Source organism: Streptomyces tricolor (assembly GCF_002155905.1).
GTDB classification, from domain to species: Bacteria; Actinomycetota; Actinomycetes; order Streptomycetales; family Streptomycetaceae; genus Streptomyces; species Streptomyces tricolor.
Map to the genome: position 1 here is coordinate 1 of NZ_MUMF01000102.1, position 20,479 is coordinate 20,479.

General features: G+C 70.2%; 24 protein-coding genes. 10 read left to right on the top strand and 14 right to left on the bottom strand.

Translation table 11 applies throughout. The features are described 5' to 3' along the window. The first annotated feature begins 358 nt into the window (after positions 1 to 358). The 4 genes from CCN44_RS08570 (at position 359) to CCN44_RS47610 (ending at position 3,200) form a co-directional block, all read left to right on the top strand. On the top strand, positions 359 to 1,159 hold the full coding sequence (locus tag CCN44_RS08570; protein ID WP_059249771.1) for an ABC transporter permease: 801 nt from the start codon (positions 359 to 361) through the stop codon (positions 1,157 to 1,159). 28 nt (positions 1,160 to 1,187) lie between these two features. After that, positions 1,188 to 1,979: an ABC transporter permease gene (locus tag CCN44_RS08575; RefSeq protein ID WP_059255013.1), complete on the top strand. Its 792-nt coding sequence runs from the start codon at positions 1,188 to 1,190 to the stop codon at positions 1,977 to 1,979. Between the two features lie 3 nt (positions 1,980 to 1,982). Then, positions 1,983 to 2,963, top strand: coding sequence for an ABC transporter ATP-binding protein (locus tag CCN44_RS08580; protein ID WP_059249772.1), 981 nt, complete (start codon positions 1,983 to 1,985; stop codon positions 2,961 to 2,963). Positions 2,964 to 3,077: 114 nt separating this feature from the next. Further along, a complete protein-coding gene (locus CCN44_RS47610) occupies positions 3,078 to 3,200 on the top strand; it encodes a hypothetical protein (protein WP_308406448.1) in 123 nt (40 codons plus the stop codon). A gap of 292 nt (positions 3,201 to 3,492) precedes the next feature. Here the strand turns inward: CCN44_RS47610 and CCN44_RS08590 are convergent, their stop codons facing one another. From CCN44_RS08590 to CCN44_RS08600, 3 genes are all read right to left on the bottom strand, one after another. Further along, complete coding sequence (locus CCN44_RS08590) at positions 3,493 to 3,894, bottom strand: prefoldin domain-containing protein (protein WP_059249773.1); 402 nt, start codon at positions 3,892 to 3,894, stop codon at positions 3,493 to 3,495. A 113-nt stretch (positions 3,895 to 4,007) separates the two neighbouring features. Then, on the bottom strand, positions 4,008 to 4,742 hold the full coding sequence (rph, locus tag CCN44_RS08595) for a ribonuclease PH (protein WP_086697271.1): 735 nt from the start codon (positions 4,740 to 4,742) through the stop codon (positions 4,008 to 4,010). 77 nt (positions 4,743 to 4,819) lie between these two features. Then, positions 4,820 to 5,053: a glucose PTS transporter subunit EIIB gene (locus CCN44_RS08600; RefSeq protein ID WP_059249775.1), complete on the bottom strand. Its 234-nt coding sequence runs from the start codon at positions 5,051 to 5,053 to the stop codon at positions 4,820 to 4,822. Positions 5,054 to 5,208: 155 nt separating this feature from the next. Here CCN44_RS08600 and CCN44_RS08605 point away from each other — a divergent pair, with 155 nt between their 5' ends. Together CCN44_RS08605 and CCN44_RS08610 are read left to right on the top strand one after the other, a co-directional pair. Continuing rightward, complete coding sequence (locus CCN44_RS08605) at positions 5,209 to 6,495, top strand: PTS transporter subunit EIIC (protein ID WP_086697276.1); 1,287 nt, start codon at positions 5,209 to 5,211, stop codon at positions 6,493 to 6,495. A gap of 194 nt (positions 6,496 to 6,689) precedes the next feature. Beyond that, positions 6,690 to 7,955 carry a PTS transporter subunit EIIC gene (locus CCN44_RS08610; RefSeq protein ID WP_059249776.1) on the top strand — a complete coding sequence of 422 codons (1,266 nt, stop codon included), beginning with the start codon at positions 6,690 to 6,692 and terminating at the stop codon, positions 7,953 to 7,955. Between the two features lie 61 nt (positions 7,956 to 8,016). On the opposite strand, the gene CCN44_RS08615 is transcribed toward CCN44_RS08610, so the two are convergent. After that, positions 8,017 to 8,769, bottom strand: coding sequence for an MBL fold metallo-hydrolase (locus CCN44_RS08615; protein ID WP_059249777.1), 753 nt, complete (start codon positions 8,767 to 8,769; stop codon positions 8,017 to 8,019). Positions 8,770 to 9,007: 238 nt separating this feature from the next. Here CCN44_RS08615 and CCN44_RS08620 point away from each other — a divergent pair, with 238 nt between their 5' ends. After that, complete coding sequence (locus CCN44_RS08620) at positions 9,008 to 9,466, top strand: type II toxin-antitoxin system PemK/MazF family toxin (RefSeq protein ID WP_086697272.1); 459 nt, start codon at positions 9,008 to 9,010, stop codon at positions 9,464 to 9,466. Positions 9,467 to 9,488: 22 nt separating this feature from the next. Here the strand turns inward: CCN44_RS08620 and CCN44_RS08625 are convergent, their stop codons facing one another. The 8 genes from CCN44_RS08625 to clpS all read right to left on the bottom strand — a co-directional run bounded on the left by CCN44_RS08625 (position 9,489) and on the right by clpS (position 14,795). Beyond that, complete coding sequence (locus CCN44_RS08625) at positions 9,489 to 9,956, bottom strand: hypothetical protein (RefSeq protein WP_086697273.1); 468 nt, start codon at positions 9,954 to 9,956, stop codon at positions 9,489 to 9,491. Positions 9,957 to 10,023: 67 nt separating this feature from the next. After that, a complete protein-coding gene (locus CCN44_RS08630) occupies positions 10,024 to 10,974 on the bottom strand; it encodes a PLP-dependent cysteine synthase family protein (RefSeq protein ID WP_059249780.1) in 951 nt (316 codons plus the stop codon). A 17-nt stretch (positions 10,975 to 10,991) separates the two neighbouring features. Then, positions 10,992 to 11,270, bottom strand: coding sequence for a MoaD/ThiS family protein (locus CCN44_RS08635; protein ID WP_059249781.1), 279 nt, complete (start codon positions 11,268 to 11,270; stop codon positions 10,992 to 10,994). Positions 11,271 to 11,354: 84 nt separating this feature from the next. After that, a complete protein-coding gene (locus tag CCN44_RS47615) occupies positions 11,355 to 11,450 on the bottom strand; it encodes a putative leader peptide (RefSeq protein ID WP_311737150.1) in 96 nt (31 codons plus the stop codon). Between the two features lie 77 nt (positions 11,451 to 11,527). Then, complete coding sequence (locus CCN44_RS08645) at positions 11,528 to 11,950, bottom strand: M67 family metallopeptidase (protein WP_059249782.1); 423 nt, start codon at positions 11,948 to 11,950, stop codon at positions 11,528 to 11,530. Positions 11,951 to 12,099: 149 nt separating this feature from the next. Beyond that, positions 12,100 to 13,533 carry an amino acid permease gene (locus tag CCN44_RS08650; RefSeq protein ID WP_059249783.1) on the bottom strand — a complete coding sequence of 478 codons (1,434 nt, stop codon included), beginning with the start codon at positions 13,531 to 13,533 and terminating at the stop codon, positions 12,100 to 12,102. Positions 13,534 to 13,861: 328 nt separating this feature from the next. Next, positions 13,862 to 14,467 carry a DUF2017 domain-containing protein gene (locus tag CCN44_RS08655; protein WP_086697274.1) on the bottom strand — a complete coding sequence of 202 codons (606 nt, stop codon included), beginning with the start codon at positions 14,465 to 14,467 and terminating at the stop codon, positions 13,862 to 13,864. A gap of 10 nt (positions 14,468 to 14,477) precedes the next feature. Beyond that, complete coding sequence (gene clpS, locus CCN44_RS08660; RefSeq protein ID WP_059249785.1) at positions 14,478 to 14,795, bottom strand: ATP-dependent Clp protease adapter ClpS; 318 nt, start codon at positions 14,793 to 14,795, stop codon at positions 14,478 to 14,480. A 57-nt stretch (positions 14,796 to 14,852) separates the two neighbouring features. Between clpS and CCN44_RS08665 the strand changes: the two genes are divergently transcribed. Beyond that, on the top strand, positions 14,853 to 16,199 hold the full coding sequence (locus tag CCN44_RS08665; protein ID WP_086697275.1) for a nicotinate phosphoribosyltransferase: 1,347 nt from the start codon (positions 14,853 to 14,855) through the stop codon (positions 16,197 to 16,199). A gap of 94 nt (positions 16,200 to 16,293) precedes the next feature. After that, positions 16,294 to 16,887 (top strand): isochorismatase family protein, encoded by a 594-nt coding sequence (locus CCN44_RS08670; protein WP_059249787.1) that lies wholly within the window; start codon positions 16,294 to 16,296, stop codon positions 16,885 to 16,887. Positions 16,888 to 17,015: 128 nt separating this feature from the next. Here the strand turns inward: CCN44_RS08670 and CCN44_RS08675 are convergent, their stop codons facing one another. Together CCN44_RS08675 and CCN44_RS08680 are read right to left on the bottom strand one after the other, a co-directional pair. After that, entirely contained in the window at positions 17,016 to 17,336 is a 321-nt protein-coding gene (locus CCN44_RS08675; protein ID WP_059249788.1) for a hypothetical protein, read from the bottom strand. A gap of 121 nt (positions 17,337 to 17,457) precedes the next feature. Further along, entirely contained in the window at positions 17,458 to 19,815 is a 2,358-nt protein-coding gene (locus CCN44_RS08680; RefSeq protein WP_059249789.1) for an immune inhibitor A domain-containing protein, read from the bottom strand. Between the two features lie 364 nt (positions 19,816 to 20,179). Between CCN44_RS08680 and CCN44_RS08685 the strand changes: the two genes are divergently transcribed. Continuing rightward, positions 20,180 to 20,416, top strand: a complete 237-nt coding sequence (locus CCN44_RS08685; protein ID WP_059249790.1) for a hypothetical protein — start codon at positions 20,180 to 20,182, stop codon at positions 20,414 to 20,416. The last annotated feature ends 63 nt before the right edge of the window (positions 20,417 to 20,479 follow it).

The following is a 20,479-nucleotide window of genomic DNA, read 5'->3' on the forward strand; positions in this document are numbered from 1 at the left end:
GGCCGCTGTCGGCTGAAGGGCCCGGGAACCCGGGGGGCTCCCGGGGTCGGGCTGTGCGGCTCGCGGCCCCCCGGGTTCCCGGGCCCTTCAGCCGACAGCGGCCTTTTCGGTGCCACGCCGTCGTTCGGCTGCTGCGGCTGCGGCTCGTCGCTCATGTCGTGCACGGACTCCTGTTTCGCGTCGTACGTTCCCGTACGCCTCGTACGCTTCTGCGCTCCCCCTGTTTGAAGACTCTCGCACCTGGCGTTCCGTTCCCGGATTCCGGCATGGTTCCGGCGGAAAACGCGTGGCCGGCCGCCGGGCCTCCGGACTAGGCTCCTGCGCTTCGGTGTCGAGCGGTCCGAGGAGGTCGACTGGCGTGGGCGCGCAACGGTTGTACGCGGCCGTCGCGGCAGGGGGATTCAGACGGTACGCGACCTACCGGGCCGCCACTGCGGCAGGGGTGTTCACGAACACCGTCTTCGGTCTCATTCTCGTCTACACGTACCGCGCGCTGTGGGACGAGAAGCCGCATCTCGGGGGGTACGACCAGGCGCAGGCGGTGACCTACGTCTGGCTGGGGCAGGCCTTCTTGTCGACGCTCGCGATCGGAGGTGGCGGCGTCGAGGACGAGTTGATGGAACGCATCCGTACGGGGGACGTGGCGATCGACCTGTACCGGCCCGTCGATCTCCAGCTGTGGTGGCTGGCGGCGGATCTCGGCCGGGCCTTCTTCCAGCTGCTGGGGCGGGGGCTGGTGCCGTTCCTGTTCGGCGCGCTGTGCTTCCCGCTGCACCTGCCGTCCGACCCCCGCGTCTGGGCCGCCTTCCTGCTCTCCGTCCTCCTCGCCATGCTGGTCGGCTTCGGCATCCGCTACCTGGTGGCGCTGAGCGCGTTCTGGCTGCTGGACGGCACCGGAGTGGTGCAGATGGCGTGGCTGCTGGGGTTCTTCTGCTCGGGGATGCTGCTGCCGCTGAACGTGTTCCCGGGCGCCCTCGGCGAGGTGGTCCGGGCGCTGCCCTGGTCCTCGCTGCTCCAGGCGCCCGCGGACCTGCTGCTCGGGCACGGGGAGCCGCTGCCCACCTATCTCTTCCAGGCGGCATGGGCGGTGGTGCTGCTGGGCGCCGGGCGGCTGGTGCAGTCGGCGGCGACGCGCCGGGTGGTGGTGCAGGGTGGCTGAGGGCTGGGCCGAGCGGCTGGCCGAGGGGATGCGGGCGTACCGGCTGATCGCGGGGATGTGGGTGCGCTCCACGATGGCCTACCGCGCGTCCTTCGCCATGACCACGTTCGGGAACTTCGCGGCGACCTTCCTGGACTTCGTCGCGATCATGCTGATGTTCTCCCGGGTGGACGCGCTGGGCGGCTATCCGCTGCCCGAGGTGGCGTTCCTGTACGGGCTGTCGGCGGTCTCCTTCGGGGCGGCGGATCTGCTGATCGGGTCGATGGAGCGGCTGGGCCGGCGGGTGCGGGACGGCACGCTGGACACGCTGCTGGTGCGGCCGGCGCCGGTGCTGGCGCAGGTGGCGGCGGACCGGTTCGCGCTGCGGCGGCTGGGCCGGGTGACCCAGGGGGCGCTGGTCCTGGGCTGGTCGCTGACCCGGGTGGACATCGACTGGACGGCGGACCGGCTGCTGCTGATGCCGGTGATGGTGCTGAGCGGCTGCGGGATCTTCTGCGCGGTGTTCGTGGCCGGGGCGGCGTTCCAGTTCCTGGCGCAGGACGCCTCGGAGGTGCAGAACGCCTTCACCTACGGCGGTACGACGCTGTTGCAGTATCCGCCGACGGTGTTCGCGAAGGAGCTGGTGCGCGGGGTGACCTTCGTGCTGCCGCTGGCCTTCGTCAACTGGCTGCCCGCGACCTACGTGCTGGGGCGGCCGTACCCGCTGGAGCTGCCGCGGTGGCTGGCGTGGACCCCGCCGCTGGTGGCGGTCGCGTGCGGTGCGCTGGCGGGACTGGCCTGGCGGGCGGGACTTCGTTCGTACCGCAGCACAGGGAGCTGAAGCATGGGTGACGGCAGCGCACGGGACGACTTCATCGTCCTGGAGCGGGTGGAGAAGGTCTTCGAGGTGCGCCGCAAGACCGGGTTCCTGCGGCGGGAGCGGCGCGAGGTACGGGCGGTGGACGCGCTGTCGTTCACCGTGGCGCGCGGGGAGATGGTCGGGTACATCGGGCCGAACGGCGCCGGGAAGTCGACCACGATCAAGATGCTGACCGGCATCCTCACGCCGAGTGCCGGGCGGCTGCGGGTGGCCGGCATCGATCCGGCGCGGGAGCGGACGCGGCTCGCGCACCGGATCGGGGTGGTGTTCGGGCAGCGGACCACGCTGTGGTGGGACCTGCCGCTGATCGACTCGTACCGGCTGGCGCACCGCATGTACCGCATTCCGGACGCCCGTTACCGGGAGAACCTGGACCGGCTGGTGGAACTGCTGGACCTGGGCGCCCTGTTGGACGTGCCGGTGCGGCAGCTGTCGCTGGGGCAGCGGATGCGCGGGGACATCGCGGCGGCGCTGCTGCACGATCCGGACGTGCTGTACCTGGACGAGCCGACGATCGGCCTGGACGTGGTGTCGAAGGCGAAGGTACGGGAGTTCCTGCGCGAGGTGAACGCCGAGCGCGGCACCACGGTGCTGCTGACCACGCACGATCTTCAGGACATCGAGCAGTTGTGCTCCCGGGTGATGGTGATCGACCACGGCCGGCTGGTGTACGACGGCCCGCTCGCGGGGCTGCACGAGGCCGGGGAGAGCGAACGGACGCTCGTGGTCGACCTGGAGCGGGAGCTGCCGCCGGTGGAGGTGCCGTCGGCGCGGGTGGTGAAGGTGGAGGGGCCGCGGCAGTGGCTGGCGTTCCCGGCGGGGCAGTCGGCGGCGCCGCTCGTCGCGCATCTGGCGGCCCGGTATCCGCTGGTGGACCTGTCGGTGCGGGAGCCGGACATCGAGGCCGTCATCGCCAGGATGTACGCCGAGAAGGCGGTCTCGTAGGCCGCTGCCCTGAGCGACGGCGCAGCCCCGGACCTCCGGGCGTCCGAAGCCGGCCGGGAACGGGCCGCCGGAAGTCCTCCTGGGCGGGATGCCGCGGCCGAGGGGCGGCGCGGCATGGCGGAGTCCGAGGAGCGGCCGGGCGCGGCCTGCCGGGCGCGGACGTACGGCGAGCCGGCGCCGCAGACCCGCGCTCTGCCGGCGGCCACGCCCGTCTGGTTCGCGACGGCGTGGCCCTGACGGGCGGGGTGCAGGTGATCGTGCCGCCCGGGGTCGAGGTCGTCGTCCGGGGCACCGGTGTGAGGGGCGCCTTCGAACCCCCCGGGAACGCCACCCCGCCCGATCCGGGCGCCCCAGGGTGACCGTCACCGGCTTCGCCTTCTGGAGCGGAGTGGGCGTGGAACACGAACGCCCGCGCCGACGGCGTCCCGAAGGCGCGGGGCGGTGTCGATGTGCGGCTCCGCCGGGTGGGCGCGACCGGCCGCAGAGGACTCGCGGCCCCTCGACAGCGCCCGCCCTCAACGGCCCCGCGCTACGGCGTGCACACCTTCGTCAGCTCGCCCGCGGCGTCCGTCACCGGGCTCACGTCCGGGGTCTCGTCCCCGTTCTTGATCGCCGTACGCACGTTCTCCACGGCCTTGCCCAGATCGTCCACGGCCTTGTTGACGTCGGCGTCGTCCGTCTTGTCGCCGATCTTCCGCAGGCTCTTCTCGATGGAGTCGAGCGAGGCGTCGGTCTGGGAGGGGTCGTTCGCGGCGTTCTCCACGGCCTGCTGGAGTTCGGTGACGCTGTCGGCGATGGCGTCGGCGGTCTGCACGCAGTCCAGCGCCTTGCCCACGGCGTCACAGCCGGTGGTGAGCCCGGCGGTGAGTGCGACGGTCGCTACGGCGGCGGCGACGGCGGTGAGTCGGCCTCGGCGTCGGCTGGCGGCCATGGTGGGTTCCCTCCCCTGGTGCGGCTGGCCGGGCGCACGCCGGTGAGCTGTGCGCCCGCACCCAGAGTGACGCCGGAGGGACCCGGCGGGTTGCCCCGGCCTTGAAGGTTTCTTTACGCGCGGGTGGCCGCGAGTGCCGCCTGCTGGGCGGCGGCCAGCTCGGTGCAGCCGGCGACGGCGAGGTCGAGCAGGGCGTCGAGTTCCCGGCGGGCGAACGGCGCGGCCTCGGCGGTGCCCTGGACCTCGACGAAGCGGCCGTCGCCGGTGCAGACCACGTTCATGTCGGTCTCGGCGCGCACGTCCTCCTCGTAGCAGAGGTCGAGCAGCGGGACCCCGCCGACGATGCCGACGGAGACGGCGCTGACGGTGCCGGTGAGCGGCTGCCGGCCGGCCTTGATCAGCTTCCTGCCCTGGGCCCAGGCGACGGCGTCGGCGAGGGCGACGTAGGCGCCGGTGATCGCCGCGGTGCGGGTGCCGCCGTCGGCCTGGAGGACGTCGCAGTCGAGGACGATGGTGTTCTCGCCGAGCGCCTTGTAGTCGATGACGGCGCGCAGGGAGCGGCCGATGAGCCGGGAGATCTCGTGGGTCCGGCCGCCGATCTTGCCCTTGACGGACTCGCGGTCGCCGCGGGTGTTCGTAGCGCGGGGCAGCATGGCGTACTCCGCGGTGACCCAGCCCTCGCCGCTGCCCTTGCGCCAGCGCGGGACCCCCTCGGTGACGGAGGCGGTGCAGAAGACCTTGGTGTCGCCGAAGGAGACGAGGACGGAGCCCTCGGCGTGCTTGCTCCACCCTCGTTCGATGGTGACGGGGCGGAGCTGTTCGGGGGTACGGCCGTCGATGCGAGACATGCCGACGAGCCTAGTCGTACACGGGCGAGGGGCTCCTCCCGCCTCGGGAAGGAGCCCCTCGGGTGAGCCGCCGGGGCTCACATCATGTCTTCGATCTCCGCGGCGATCGGGTCGGCGTCGGTGCCGATGACGACCTGGATGGCGGTGCCCATCTTCACGACGCCGTGGGCGCCGGCGGCCTTCAGAGCGGTCTCGTCGACCAGGTCGGGGTCGGACACCTCGGTGCGCAGCCGGGTGATGCAGCCCTCGATCTCCTCGATGTTGTCGATGCCACCGAGCCCGGCGACGATCTTCTCAGCCTTGCTGGCCATGTTCCTTCTCCCTGCTCCGAACCGCTTTGTCGCAGTAACCCACAGTTGGCCCATCTTCGCGAGCGGTCATGCCGTCCGTGCCGAATGATGGCGATCACGACAGCGGAACCGTCCGCCGACTGGTCTACACCACCGTGGGGGAGGTCGCCAAACCCATGAGCGCCCAGAGCACGGCGATCCCCGCCGAGGCCCGCTGGAACCGCCTGTTCCAGGGCATGCAGAAGATGGGCCGGAGCCTCCAGCTGCCCATCGCGGTGCTGCCGGCGGCGGGCATCCTGAACCGGCTGGGGCAGCCGGACGTCTTCGGCGCGGACGGTCTCGGCTGGACCGACGTCTCCAAGGTGATGAGCGGTGCGGGCGGCGCGCTGCTGGACGGCCAGCTCGGCCTGCCGCTGCTGTTCTGCGTGGGCGTCGCGATCGGCATGGCGAGGAAGGCCGACGGTTCGACGGCGCTCGCGGCGGTGGCGGGGTTCCTCGTCTACTACGGGGTGCTGCGGCAGTTCCCGCAGGAGTGCCCGGCGGGCGCGAGGGTGGTGGTGACGGGCTGCCAGGCGGCGGACGGCACGGTGTCCGCGTTCACCTACCAGAACCCGGGCGTCTTCGGCGGCATCGTCATGGGCCTGCTGGCGGCCTTCTTCTGGGCCCGGTACCACCGCACCCGGCTGGTGGACTGGCTGGGCTTCTTCAACGGGCGCCGGCTGGTGCCGATCCTCATGGCCTTCGTCGCGATCCTGTTCGCCGTGGTGTGCCTGTTCGTCTGGCCGCCGGTCGGTGCCGCCCTGGAGAGCTTCAGCGCGTGGCTGCGGGACGCGGGCGCCTGGGGTGCGGGGGTCTTCGGGGTGGCGAACCGGGCGCTGCTGGTCGTGGGCCTGCACCAGTTCCTGAACGTGCCCATCTGGTTCCAGTTCGGCAGCTGGACCAAGCCGGACGGCACGGTGGTGCACGGCGACATCAACATGTTCCTCCAGGGCGACCCGGACGCCGGCCAGTTCACCTCGGGCTTCTTCCCGATCATGATGTTCGCGCTGCCGGCCGCCGCGCTGGCCATCACGCACTGCGCGCGGCCGGAGCGCCGCAAGGAGGTCGGCGGCCTGATGCTCTCGGTCGCGCTGACCTCGTTCGTGACCGGCATCACCGAGCCGCTGGAGTACTCGTTCCTGTTCATCGCGCCCGCGCTGTACGCCGTCCACGCGCTGCTCACCGGTGTCTCGATGGCGGTGACCTGGGCGCTGGGGGTGCACGACGGCTTCAGCTTCTCGGCGGGCCTGATCGACTACCTGATCAACTGGAAGCTGGCGACGAGACCGTGGGCGATCATCCCGATCGGCCTGTGCTTCGCGGCCGTGTACTACGCCGTCTTCCGCTTCGCGATCACGCGGTTCGACCTGAAGACGCCGGGGCGGGAACCGGCGGACGAGGTCGAGGACGTCACCAAGGTCTGACACGCGGTACGGCACCCCGCGCGGCGTCCGGCACGGCACACAGCGCGTAGCGCCGCGGTAGCGGATTCGCGGGTTCCTTATGCCGCCTTCATCGTGCTACAACAGGTCTACACCACAGGTGGTGTAGACCAGAGACGCTGCCGTCCCCTTCCATGGTTCCCGGGCGGCGCCTTGCCTTCCCCCAGGAGGAACTTGTGACCACGGCCAGCGCCGCTCCCGCGGCCGAGAAGAAGAAGGGCGCCGGGGTGATGGCAGTGCTCCAGCGCATCGGCCGCAGCCTGATGCTGCCGGTCGCGGTGCTGCCCGCCGCCGCCCTCCTGGTGCGCCTCGGCAACCCCGACATGCTGGGCCGCCCCTCCTTCCCGGCGTTCCTGACCAAGATAGCGTCGTTCATGGCGGCGGGCGGCAACGCGATCCTCGACAACATGGCGCTGCTGTTCGCCGTGGGCATCGCGATCGGTTTCGCCAAGAAGGCGGACGGCTCCACGGCCCTCGCCGCGGTCGTCGGCTACCTGGTCTTCAAGAACGTGCTCGCCACGTTCACCGACAAGAACCTGCCGAAGGTGGCGACCGTCGTCGACGGCAAGGTCGTCATGGTCGACGCACCCGTGGACGCCAAGGTCCTCGGCGGTGTGGTGATGGGCATCGTCGTGGCCCTGCTGTACCAGCGCTTCTACCGCACCAAGCTGCCCGACTGGGCCGGCTTCTTCGGCGGACGCCGGCTCGTCCCGATCCTGTCGGCCTTCGCCGGCCTGGTCATCGGCATCGTCTTCGGCTACATCTGGCCGGTCCTCGGCACGGGCCTGCACAACTTCGGCGAGTGGCTGGTGAAGTCGGGCGCGGTCGGCGCGGGCATCTTCGGTGTCGCCAACCGCGCGCTGATCCCGATCGGCATGCACCACCTGCTCAACTCGTTCCCGTGGTTCCAGGCGGGCGAGTACCACGGCAAGAGCGGTGACATCGCGCGCTTCCTGGCCGGCGACCCGCAGGCGGGCCAGTTCATGACCGGCTTCTTCCCGATCATGATGTTCGCCCTCCCGGCGGCCTGCCTGGCGATCGTCCACTGCGCCCGCCCGGAGCGCCGCAAGGTCGTCGGCGGCATGATGTTCTCGCTGGCGCTGACGTCCTTCGTCACCGGCGTCACCGAGCCCATCGAGTTCACCTTCATGTTCATCGCGCCGGTCCTGTACGCGATCCACGCGGTGCTCACCGGTGTCTCGATGGCCCTGACCTGGGCGCTGGGCATGAAGGACGGCTTCGGCTTCTCGGCGGGCGCGGTCGACTTCGGACTCAACCTGGGCATCGCGAGCAATCCGTGGGGCCTGGTCCTGGTCGGCCTGTGCTTCGCGGCGGTCTACTACGTGATCTTCCGCTTCGCGATCACCAAGTTCAACCTGCCGACGCCGGGCCGCGAGTCCGACGAGGAACTGGCGGAACTGCAGAAGGCCGAGTCGAAGTAGCCCGGCCCAGCGAAGGCCCCGGAACCGGACAGGTTCCGGGGCCTTCGCGCATGCCTGGGCGTCAGATCTGGTACGAGACCCGCGGCGCCGCCAGCTCCACCGGGCCGCCGTACACCGCGCGGGCGTCGCGCAGATTCACCTGCGGATCGGTCCACGGCGGGATGTGGGTGAGGACCAAGCGGCGCGCCCCCGCGCGCGCGGCCGTCTCCCCCGCCTCCCGCCCGTTGAGGTGCAGGTCGGGGATGCTCTCCTTGCCGTGCGTGAACGCCGCCTCGCACAGGAACAGGTCGGTGTCCCGGGCCAGCTCGTCGAGCGTCTCGGTGACACCCGTGTCGCCGGAGTACGTCAGGGACCGGCCGCCGTGCTCGATCCGGATGCCGTACGCCTCCACGGGGTGGCGGACCCGCTCCGTGTGCACGGTGAACGGGCCGATCTCGAAGGTGGACGGCTTGACCGTGTGGAAGTCGAAGACCTCGCTCATGGAGGAGGCGGAGGGCGTGTCCGCGTAGGCCGTGGTCAGGCGGTGCTCGGTGCCCTCGGGGCCGTAGACCGGCAGGGGGGCGCACCGGCCGCCGTCATGGCGGTAGTAGCGCGCCACGAAGTACGCGCACATGTCGATGCAGTGATCGGCGTGCAGATGGCTGAGGAAGATCGCGTCGAGGTCGTAGAGACCGCAGTGGCGCTGCAGCTCGCCAAGGGCGCCGTTGCCCATGTCGAGGAGCAGCCGGAAGCCGTCGGCCTCGACGAGGTAGCTCGAACAGGCCGATTCCGCGGACGGGAACGACCCCGAGCAGCCGACGACGGTGAGCTTCATGAAGCAGAAACCTCCGTTGGCGGGAAAGCGATGGGCGGGACGAGGGACCACTCGGACATGAGGGCCGTCGGGGGTCGTGCGGTTTGTCGAGCGTAAGGCGCGACAGCACGGGTCGCTCCTCCGCCAGGGGCCGTTGTGGGCGAACTCACCTGTGCTGTCACCGGTTCGGCTGGACGTGGGGCGCACAAGGATGGACAGAGGGCGCGCGATGTACGGCGCGCGCCGGTAACGTCGTCGTATGGACACGTCCTGGTGGCTCGCGCTCGCGGCGGTGGTACTGCTCGCGCTGGTCGCCACGCTCGTCGACGGCTGGGGCCGCGGCCGCCGGCCCGGCGGGCGGCGGCTGCGGCCCCCCGGCCGGCCGGGCCGGCGCGGAGCGCCCGCCGTACGGCCCGCCCCCGGCGACATCTGGTGGGCGGAGGTCCCCTACGAGGACCGGCCCGGGGCGAAGGACCGGCCCTGCCTGGTGCTGGCCGTGCGCGGGAACCGGGCCACGGTCGCGAAGATCACCAGCAAGTACCACGACGAGCGCTGCGGGGTGATCCCGCTGCCGCCCGGCGCGGTGGGCGACGCCCAGGGCCGGCCCAGCTTCCTGGAGACCGACGAGCTGCGCGAGATACCGGTGTCCGGCTTCCGCCGCCGGGTGGGCGTGGTCGACCCGGTCCTGTGGGACCAGGTACGGCACCTGGCGGGTTAGCGCGCCCCCGCGGGGCGCTGCCTCACTCGACCCGGACGGTGACCGTCCACTCCTCGATCCCCTTGCAGGAGACCTGGCCCGGCGCGGTGGGCTGGGCGCACAGCGGGCGGGACGACGTGAGCCGCACGGTGCCGGCGGCCACCGCCCGGTACGCGGCGGTGGCGTCACCCGGCTGGAGGACGAAGCCCGCGTTGATGGCCTCCAGCCCGCCGCCGCTCGCGGTGACCGGCTTCCAGGGACGGGCCCTGGTGCCGTCCAGGGTCAGCCGGACCTCGCCGCCCTCGGTGACGCAGACGGTACGGCCGTGATCGGCGGCCGTCAGCTCCGCCTGGCCGGTGCAGTCGCCGGCCGAGCGGCCGGGCGAGGGGGTCTGTGTCCCGCCGCGCGGCGGCGCCGACACCTTGTCGCTGCTCCCGGTGCCCTCCTGGGAGCCGCAGCCCGCGAGGAGCAGCGCTGCCGCCGTGAGGGCGAAGGGCGTCGTACGGCGCATGGGGTCCGCCTTTCCGCAGAGGTGCTGGTGCGGATGTGACGTACCACCGGCGCGCGCGGATCCGCCGCTACGCCCAGAGCTGGCCCTGGAGTGTCTCGATGGCCTCCTCCGTGGTGGCCGCGGTGTAGACGCCGGTGGAGAGGTACTTCCAGCCGCCGTCGGCCACGATGAAGACGATGTCGGCGCTCTCGCCCGCCTTGACGGCCTTGCGGCCGACGCCGATCGCCGCGTGCAGGGCGGCGCCGGTGGAGACGCCCGCGAAGATGCCCTCCTGCTGGAGGAGTTCACGGGTGCGGGTGACCGCGTCGGCCGAGCCGACCGAGAAGCGGGTGGTGAGGACGGAGGCGTCGTACAGCTCGGGGACGAACCCCTCGTCGAGGTTCCTGAGCCCGTAGACCAGGTCGTCGTAGCGCGGCTCGGCGGCGACGATCCTCACGTCCGGCTTGTGCTCGCGCAGATAGCGGCCGACGCCCATGAGGGTGCCGGTGGTGCCGAGACCCGCCACGAAGTGGGTGATCGAGGGCAGGTCGGCGAGGATCTCGGGGCCGGTGGTGGCGTAGTGGGCGCCCGCGTTGTCCGGGTTGCCGTACTGGTAGAGCATCACCCAGTCGGGGTGCTCGGCGGCCAGCTCCTTGGCCACGCGCACGGCGGTGTTGGAGCCGCCCGCGGCCGGCGAGGAGATGATCTCGGCACCCCACATGCCGAGCAGGTCCCGGCGCTCCTGCGAGGTGTTCTCCGGCATCACGCACACCATGCGGTAGCCCTTGAGCTTGGCCGCCATGGCGAGGGAGATGCCGGTGTTGCCGGAGGTCGGCTCCAGGATGGTGCAGCCCGGGGTGAGCCGGCCGTCCTTCTCCGCCTGTTCGATCATGTGCAGGGCGGGGCGGTCCTTCACCGAGCCGGTGGGGTTGCGGTCCTCCAGCTTGGCCCAGATCCGCACGTCCGGGGACGGCGACAGCCGCGGCAGGCGCACCAGGGGGGTGTTGCCCACCGCGGCCAGCGGGGAGTCGTAGCGCATGGCTGCTCAGCGACCGATCAGCGCATGCCGCCGGCCACGGCCGGCAGGATCGTCACGTTGTCGCCGTCGGACAGCTCGGTGTCGATGCCCTTGAGGAAGCGGACGTCCTCGTCGTTCAGGTAGACGTTGACGAAGCGGCGCAGCTGGCCGCCGTCCACGATGCGGGCCTGGATGCCCGCGTGCCGGGTCTCGAGGTCGGCGAACAGCTCGGCGAGGGTGTTGCCCTTGCCCTCCACCGCCTTCTGGCCGTCGGTGTACTGGCGGAGGATGGTCGGGATGCGGACCTCGATGGCCATGATTGCGGGCTCCTGTCGGAAAGGATTCGGGTCTGAGCACACGGCGGCGCGCCGCGGCCCACGGCCGTACGGCGGCAGGGAACGTCAACAGATGGCGCTGTTCAGCCTGCACAGGTCGACGTGCAGCCGCGCCACGAGCAGCACGCTCGGCGCCTTGTCGCTCACGTCGTTCAGAACCATGGGCTCATCGTATCGATTCCCGGTCCGGATCCCGGAGTGTGATCTCGCATCGTGGATGGTCGCCGACCGCATCACGGTCAGTACGCCTCGACGACCCTGACCTCCTCCTCGGTGACCTCGCCGTCGACGATCCGGAAGGAGCGGAACTGGAACTCGCCGAGACCGTCGGTGTCGGCGGTGGAGACCAGGACGTAGTGGGCGCCGGGCTCGTTGGCGTAGGAGATGTCGGTGCGCGAGGGGTAGGCCTCGGTGGCGGTGTGGGAGTGGTAGATGACCACCGGGTCCTCGTCGCGGTCGTCCAGCTCCCGGTAGAGCTTGAGCAGGTCGCCCGAGTCGAACTCGTAGAAGGTGGGCGACATCGCCGCGTTCAGCATGGGGATGAAGCGCTCGGGGCGGTCCGCGCCCGCCGGGCCCGCCACCACGCCGCACGCCTCGTCGGGGTGGTCCTTGCGCGCGTGGGCGACGATCTGGTCGTACAGGGCCTGGGTGATGGTCAGCATGGGGGTCAGGATAAGCAGATGGGCCGCCCCGTACCGAGGGATGGTACGGAGCGGCCCACATGGTGGACGTCCTGAGCGGCGACCGCCGGGGGCGCCACGAGAGCTCCCGGCGGTCGGACGTCCTTTTCCGGGGGTCCGGAGAATCTGGGTCAGCGCTTGCGGAAGGCCGCGGCCTCCGGGTTGCGGCGCTTGAGCACCAGGTAGGCGACGGCGAGGACGAGACCCCACAGCGGCGCGCAGTACAGCGAGACCCGGGCGTCCTTGTCGATGCCCATCATCACGATCACCATGCCGATGAACGCGAGCGCGAACCAGCTGGTGAACGGGGCGCCCGGCGCGCGGAAGTCCGAGCGGGGCAGTTCGCCGCGGTCGGCCTTGGCGCGGTAGCGGATCTGGCAGAACAGGATGACGATCCACGCCCACATGCCGGAGATGGTCGCGAAGGACACCACGTAGTCGAACGCCTTGCCCGGCCACTGGTAGTTGATCCAGACGCCGACCAGCATCAGCGCGGCGGAGAACGTGGTGCCGACCAGCGGCAGGCCGTTGGAGGTCAGCTTGGTGAAGAGCTTCGGGCCCTGGCTGTTCAGCGCCAGGTCGCGCAGCATCCGGCCGGTGGAGTACATGCCGGAGTTGCAGGACGACAGGGCGGCGGTGAGGACGACGAAGTTCACGATGCCGGCGCCCGCGGCGAGGCCCATCTTCTCGAAGGCGGCCACGAAGGGGCTCACGCCGGGCTGGAAGTGGGTCCACGGCACGACCGACAGGATCATGATCAGCGCGCCGACGTAGAAGACGGCGATGCGCCACGGGACGGTGTTGATCGCCTTGGGCAGCACGGTCTTCGGGTCCTTGGACTCGCCCGCGGTCACACCGACCAGCTCGACGGCGAGGAAGGCGAACATCACCATCTGCAGGGTCATCAGCGTGTTGCCGATGCCGTGCGGGAAGAAGCCGCCGTCGCTCCACAGGTGGCTGACGGAGGCGGTCTCACCGGCGTCGGAGAAGCCGATGGTGAGGATGCCGGCGCAGATCAGGATCATGCCGATGATGGCGGTGACCTTGACCATGGAGAACCAGAACTCCAGCTCGCCGAAGAGCTTCACGGAGATCAGGTTGGCGCCGTACAGGATGATCGTGAAGATCAGGGCCGACACCCATTGCGGGATGTCGAACCAGTACGTCATGTAGGCCGCCGCCGCGGTGACCTCGGTGATGCCCGTGACCACCCAGAACAGCCAGTACGTCCAGCCGGTCACGAAACCGGCGAACGGGCCGATGAACTCGCGCGCGTACTCCGAGAAGGAGCCCGACACCGGGCGGTACATCAGCAGTTCGCCGAGGGCCCGCATGATGAAGAAGATGACGAGGCCCGCGATGGCGTACGCCAGGATGAGGCTCGGGCCGGCCTTGGAAATGCCCTTGCCCGCGCCGAGGAAGAGGCCGGTGCCGATGGCACCGCCGATGGCGATCATCTGGATCTGCCGGGCGCCGAGCCCGCGCTGATACCCCTCGCCCTCGCTGCCCTCCGCCCGCACGGCCTCATTGCCGTCGCGATGCTGGTCGACCTGCGCTGAGGTCATGTGTGGTGCGCCTTTCTCCATGCCGACCCGGGCCTGTCGTCGGCCTCGGATCGGGTCTCGATCCCCCCGGATGATGGAGCTGTCTGCCTGGCCGACGGTCGTCGGCTCGGTGGCGCACCCGGCCGAACATGGGTGGTGTTGGCCGGGCGGTCGTGAAGATTTATCACGGCCGCAATATTGATCACAGAGGCGCGATGTGGCGCATCACACAGGTAAAAGCGGACAAAGAGCGCTCAAATGCGTCAAAACCGGCCACAAAGGTGACGGGATCGTTATCCGGATTTGAGCGTCCTCTGAGCGAACATCTTCGCCGGACGAACCCGGACGACTACGACATAAGGGTCGTCACCAGGGTCTCCTGGAGCCCGCCCAGCCACAGATAGGCCAGCACCATCGGCTTGCGCGGGTCCTCCTCCGGGAGCCGGTAGAGCAGATCGGTGTCGTCCTCGTCGGTGATCTCCAGCCGGGCGCCTATCGCCAGCCGGAGGTCGTTGAGGGCGCCGAGCCACTGCCGGGACTCCTCCGGGGACAGCTTGAGCACCGCCCCGCCCTCGTCCACCGGGGCGAGCGCGTCCAGCGAGCGGATCACGCCGAGCGCGTTCTCCCGCTTGCCGGCGCGCAGGTCGTTCTCGGTGTAGCGGCGGAACTCGGCGGAGTGCGCCCGCTGCTGCTCGGCCTCGGCCGGTGAGCCCGGGGACCGCTCCGGGTCGCTGTAGGCGTCCGGGAAGAGCCGGCGCAGCACCGGGTCGGCGGGGGGCTCGCTGGGGCCCTCGGCGAACAGCTCGGCGAGCGGGTCGTCCGGGGCGTCGGCGCCCGGGCCGGGGCCGATCAGCTCCAGCAGCTGGACGGCCAGCGACCGGATGATGGAGATCTCGACGTCGTCGAGCGCGACGGCCGCGCCGCCGCCGGGGAGCGGTTCGAAGTGTCCGGGCATCTGGGTGCGTTTACTTCCGGTCCTGCTGGAGGGTGGCCCACAGACCGTAGCCGTGCATCGCCTGCACGTCGCGCTCCATCTCCTCGCGGCTCCCGCTGGAGACGACCGCCCGGCCCTTGTGGTGGACGTCGAGCATGAGCTTGGTGGCCTTGTCCTTGCTGTAGCCGAAGTACGTCTGGAAGACGTACGTCACATAGCTCATGAGATTGACCGGGTCGTTGTGGACGATCGTGACCCAGGGGACGTCGGGCTCGGGTACGGCGAAGACCTCCTCCGCCGACTCGGTGCGTTCGATCTCTACGGGCGCGGGTGACGTCACAGTGCCCATGCTGCCACGGCCCCTACAAATCGTCACACCGACGAAAAGGGAGTACGATGCGGCGTCATGAACACAGCGGACCTTGGGCTGCCGGTGGATGTTCCCTCGACGGCGCTCTTCACGGACCAGTACGAGCTGACGATGCTGCGGGCCGCCCTGAAAGCCGGTACGGCCGAACGGCGGAGCGTGTTCGAGGTCTTCACCCGGCGGCTGCCGAACGGGCGCCGCTACGGCGTGGTGGCCGGCACCGGCCGCGTCCTGGACGCGGTGGAGAACTTCCGCTTCGACAACGGCGTCCTCGGCTTCCTGCGCGAGCGGCAGATCGTCGACGAGGAGACCCTGCGGTGGCTCGCCGACTACCGGTTCAGCGGGGACATCTGGGGCTACCCCGAGGGCGAGGTGTACTTCCCGGGCTCCCCGATCATGCGGGTCGAGGGCACCTTCGCCGAGTGCGTCCTGCTGGAGACGGTGATCCTCTCCATCCTCAACCACGACTCCGCGATCGCCGCCGCCGCCTCCCGGATGGCCTCCGCCGCCGGTGACCGGCCGCTGATCGAGATGGGCGCCCGCCGCACCCACGAGCTGTCGGCGGTGGCCGCCGCCCGCGCCGCCTACGTCGGCGGCTTCGCCACCACCTCCGACCTGGCGGCCGGCTTCCGCTACGGCATCCCGACCGTGGGCACCTCGGCCCACGCCTTCACCCTGCTCCACGACCGCGAGCGGGACGCCTTCCAGGCCCAGGTGGACACCCTCGGCCGGGGGACGACCCTGCTGGTGGACACCTACGACGTCACCGAGGCGGTCCGTACGGCGGTGGAGGTGGCCGGCCCCGAGCTGGGCGCGGTCCGCATCGACTCCGGCGACCTGCTGCTGGTGGCGCACCGGGTGCGGCAGCAGCTGGACGAGCTGGGCGCCACCGGCACGAAGATCATCGTGACCTCCGACCTGGACGAGTACGCCATCGCCTCGCTGGCCGCCGCGCCCGTGGACGCGTACGGCGTCGGCACCCAGCTGGTCACCGGCTCCGGGCACCCGACCGCCTCCATGGTCTACAAGCTGGTCGCGCGCGCCGAGTCCACCGACCCCAAGGCGCCGCTGGTGCCGGTCGCGAAGAAGTCCAGCGGCGGCAAGACGTCCATCGGCGGGCGCAAGTGGGCGGCGCGCCGGCTGGACGCGGAGGGGATCGCGGAGGCCGAGGTCGTCGGCACGGGGCCGGTCCCGGCCGAGCTGGCCGACCGGCAGCTGCTGGTGCAGCTGATCAAGGGCGGCGAGGTGATCGCCCGCGAGCCGCTGGACATACCCCGGGACCGGCACATCGCGGCCCGCGCGAATCTGCCGCTCTCCGCTACCCAGCTGTCCAGGGGGGAACCCGTCATTCCGACGGAGTACGTCACCGGGCGCTCGGGTAGCTAGAGCGGGACCACCGTCCGCCCCCCGAACCCCCTCCCGCACGGGCCCGGAAGTCTCTAGGCTCAGTTACTTCACCCATAGTCGAAGGACACCCACCATGCGCCGCGCCTTGATCGTCGTAGACGTGCAGAACGACTTCTGCGAGGGGGGCAGCCTCGCGGTGGCCGGCGGGGCCGACGTGGCCGCTGCGATCACCGAGCTGATCGGCCAGGCGGCGGGCACCGGATACCGGCATGTGGTGGCCACCCGCGACCACCACATCGCGCCCGGCGGCCATTTCGCGGACAACCCCGACTACGTCCGCTCCTGGCCCGCGCACTGCGTCGCGGGCACGGAGGGCGTGGGCTTCCACCCGAACTTCGCCCCCGCGGTCGCCTCCGGCGCGGTGGACGCCGTGTTCGACAAGGGTGCGTACTCGGCGGCCTACAGCGGCTTCGAGGGCACCGACGAGAACGGCGTCTCCCTGGCCGACTGGCTGCGCGCCCGGGAGATCACCGAGGTCGACGTGGTGGGCATCGCCACCGACCACTGCGTGCGGGCCACCGCCCTGGACGCCGCCCGGGAGGGCTTCCGCACCCAGGTCCTGCTGGACCTCACGGCCGGAGTCGGGGGAGAGACCACCGAGCGGGCCCTGGAGGAGCTGCGGGAAGCGGGCGTGGAACTGACGGGCAAGCCGGTGGTGAGCGGCTAGGGACGCGGAGCCGGAGGCTTACGGCCGGCTCGGCACCGCCGGTCACCACCGTCGTGGCTGATCGCCGTCGCGGAACTGCGCGAGCGGCCACGACGGACCCGCACCCGGACGACGTACCGCCGCTCCCCTCAGCGCACCACCGCCGACCCCCGCAGCAGCGCCCGGATGGGATGCCACAGCTCGGTCACCATGACACCGTTGTCGGTGGGCGCCGTACGCCATATCAGGCCGTCGGGATGGTGCAGCACCGCCGTGATCTCGTCCGGCGAGGGCGGCGCGGCGTTGCCGCGGAGGTAGATCGCCCGCAGGCCCAGATTGCGGAGCCTCGTCAGGGCGCGCGCCCGGTTCTGGGCGTGCACCAGCACCCGCACCCCGGCGGAGCCGTACGGCAGGTTCAACGCCACCACCACCGTGCCGTTCGGCAGCTTGCAGAAGCCTCCTGCGGCCATGCGGTCACATCCCCGTTTCCATCGGTGTCAATAAGCGGTCCACAGGACGCACCTAAACACGATCGGCGGCAACCCGCCAAGGGGTTGCCGCCGATACGCCTCTGACCTGCGGGTTTACAAATTACTTCACCGCGGGGCCGACCTTGAGCTGGATCGTGGAGCCGTCCTTGGCCTCCTTGACGATCGTGATCTTGGTGTTGGTGTCAGTGACCTTCACCCCGCCCGTCGGGTTCGACGGGTCGTAGTAGGTGCTGGTGTGGTCGTTGAAGACCGAGACGCCCTTCGAGCCCTTGATCTTCAGCGCGACGTCGGCCTTGTGCAGCGTGATGCCGTCCGTGGCGTACAGGCTGAACGGGGAGTCGTAGGCCTGGATGCGGTTGCGCAGCAGCGTGCCGTCGGCCCACTTCAGCGCCTTCCAGTGCGAGTCGACCGGCAGGATCAGACCGGTGCCCGGGTGACCGTTGGTGCTGTTGGTGTTGTTGTCCGCCTGGGAGGTGTCCCACTTCCAGATCAGCAGGCCGTTCTGGTACGGGTAGTGCTCCACCCAGTCCGGACGCGACGCGAAGCCGAAGTTGTACGGGCCGGTCTTCAGCGTCTTGTCGTACGACACGTACTGCCGGTTCTCGGCGATGTAGTACTGCTTGTAGTCCTTGGTGAAGGACGCGCCGATGCGGGAGAACCCGGTCGCGGTCCAACCGGCGTCCGCGCTCTCGGCGTTGTCCGAGAACAGCGGGGTGCCGTCGGCGGTCACGGTGATCTCGTCGGCGGTGAAGCCGTTCTCCGCGACACCGCCGTCGGTGGCGTAGCGGAAGCGGATGTCGATCTTCTTGCCCGCGTAGGCGTCGAGCGGGAACGACAGCTTCTTGTGCGTCTGCGAGAAGCCGCTCAGCGCCGGCTTGCCGCTGGCGTCACGCGGCAGGGCCTCGCCGTCCGCCGTGCCGTCCAGGGCGGTCCAGTTGGCACCGCCGTCGGTGGACGCCTCGGTGTAGACGTAGTCGTAGCCCGCCTCGGTGGCCCACCAGCCGTCCAGGGTGAGGCTCGCGGAGGACTTGCCGGTCAGGTCCACGGACCGGGTCAGCGTGTTCTTCAGGTCGTTGCCGCTGCCGCTCCACCACTGGGTCGAGCCCTGCGCCGGCTCGGTGATGGTGGTGGTGACCGCCTTGTCCGGCAGGGTCACCACGAGGGCCTGCTTGTCCCAGGTGTTGTACTCGGCGACGCCCAGCTTGTGCGTGGACTGCTTGCCGGCCTTGGCGGTGTCGTAGTTCAGCCAGCCCAGCTGCAGCTTGTCCCAGGCGTTCATGTCGCCCGGCAGGTCGCCGATGGAGTCCTTGCCGGTACCGAGCCAGGAACCGGAGGACATCAGCGTCCAGAAGCCGGTGGAGTTGTCGCCGCCGGCGGTGTCGTACTCGTCCGGCAGACCGAGGTCGTGGCCGTACTCGTGGGCGAAGACGCCGAGGCCGCCGTTCTCCGGCTGGATGGTGTAGTCGCCGACCCAGATGCCGGTGGAGCCGACCTGCGCGCCGCCGAGCTTGTTGTTCTCGGGGCCGGTGGCGCCGGCGTCGGTGCCGAAGGCGTACCAGCGGTGGGCCCAGATCGCGTTCTCGCCCTCGGCGCCGCCGCCGGCGGACTCGTCCTCACCGGCGTGCACGATCTGGAAGTGGTCGACGTAGCCGTCCGGCTCGTTGAAGTTGCCGTCGCCGTCGAAGTCGTAGCGGTCCCACTGGTCGTACTTGGCGAGGGTCTTCTTGATGTCGGCGTCGGTCTTGCCGGCCTTCTTCTGCTGGGCGACCCAGGCGCTCAGACCGTCGCTGACGACGTTCCACACGCTCGGGCAGTTGGTGTCGCCGCACGCGTTGTTGCCGTAACGGGCCTCGTTGTAGGGGACCTTGACCCAGTCGGTGACCTCGCCGGAGACCGAGTAGCGGCCCGAGGACTGCTTCTCGTAGTACTTCTTCAGCGACTCGGTCTTCTTGCCGGTGCCGAAGTACAGGTCCTGGTAGTGCTTGCGGCTGTAGTCCTTCTGCCAGGCCGTCGAGTTGTCCTTCTTGCGGTCCGGCTTGGCGATCTTGTTGTGCAGCGGACCCGGGGTGCCGCCGTACTTGGGGTCGGTCTTGTCGCCGAACTCCACCAGGATGGTGAAGATCTTGTCGGTCTTCTCGCGGCTCAGCTCGACGTACTTGCTCTGGCCCTTGCGGCTCTTGAGCTTGACGACCTTGGAGCCGTTGCGCTCCTGCGCGGTGGCCTTGCCCGATATGAGCTGGTTCAGGGCCTCTTCGCGCTGGGCTTCCTGAGTCTTGCTCAGCGGGCCGTCCAGGTCGTGCTCCCGCTGGTGCACCGGAGCCGGGTCGTGCCGGTCGACGGTGCCGGCCGGAGCCTGCGGGCTCGCCTGCGCGACGGTGACGGTGGCGAACGTGGCGGAGACCGCCGCGAGCGTCACGCCGATGGCGGCCGCTCTGAACGTCCGGGATCTGCTGGTCACTTGAGTTCCTCCCCCGCGCCGCGCACACGGACAGGGGGTTCCGGGTCATGGAGGAATCCGTGCGCGCACGATCAACGCGTGTAGTCAAGTGACGACATTTGACTAGAGGTTTAGCAGAAAAGACAGACCTTGACTTGAGCAGGACAAGTGCACTATGCGGAGGTGACGTTCGTTTTGCGGACACGTGTCGCCCGCCGACCGGCGCAGGAGAACGCCTGTTTGACCGAACCGGTGACTCCATGCGCCCCCCGTGCACCGGTACCGTGGGTCAGGTCACGCTTACCGGGTGTTCCGCTCGGGCATGCAGGCCGAGAGAGCCGAACGGCACCCCCATCTCCCGAAGACTGCCGAGGACACGATTGCCATGCCTCGTCCGACCGCCGCACAGCTCGCCTACGGTGCCTGCACCGTGATCTTCTCGACGCTCGCCATGCTGCTGCTGTTCCAGACGAGTTCGGGCCCCGGGATCGCCGTCATCGCCCTCGCGGCCCTCGCGCTGGGTCTGCTGGTCGCCCTGACGGTCCCCTCCTCCGGGACGCGCACCGCGCAAGCACCCGCCGAGCCCGTGGCGGACGAGGAGCGGGTCCCCACGACCCTGTAAGACACCGGGGGCGGGCACAGCAGGGCGGCGGGTCCGGGACATGCCCGGACCCGCCGCCCTGCT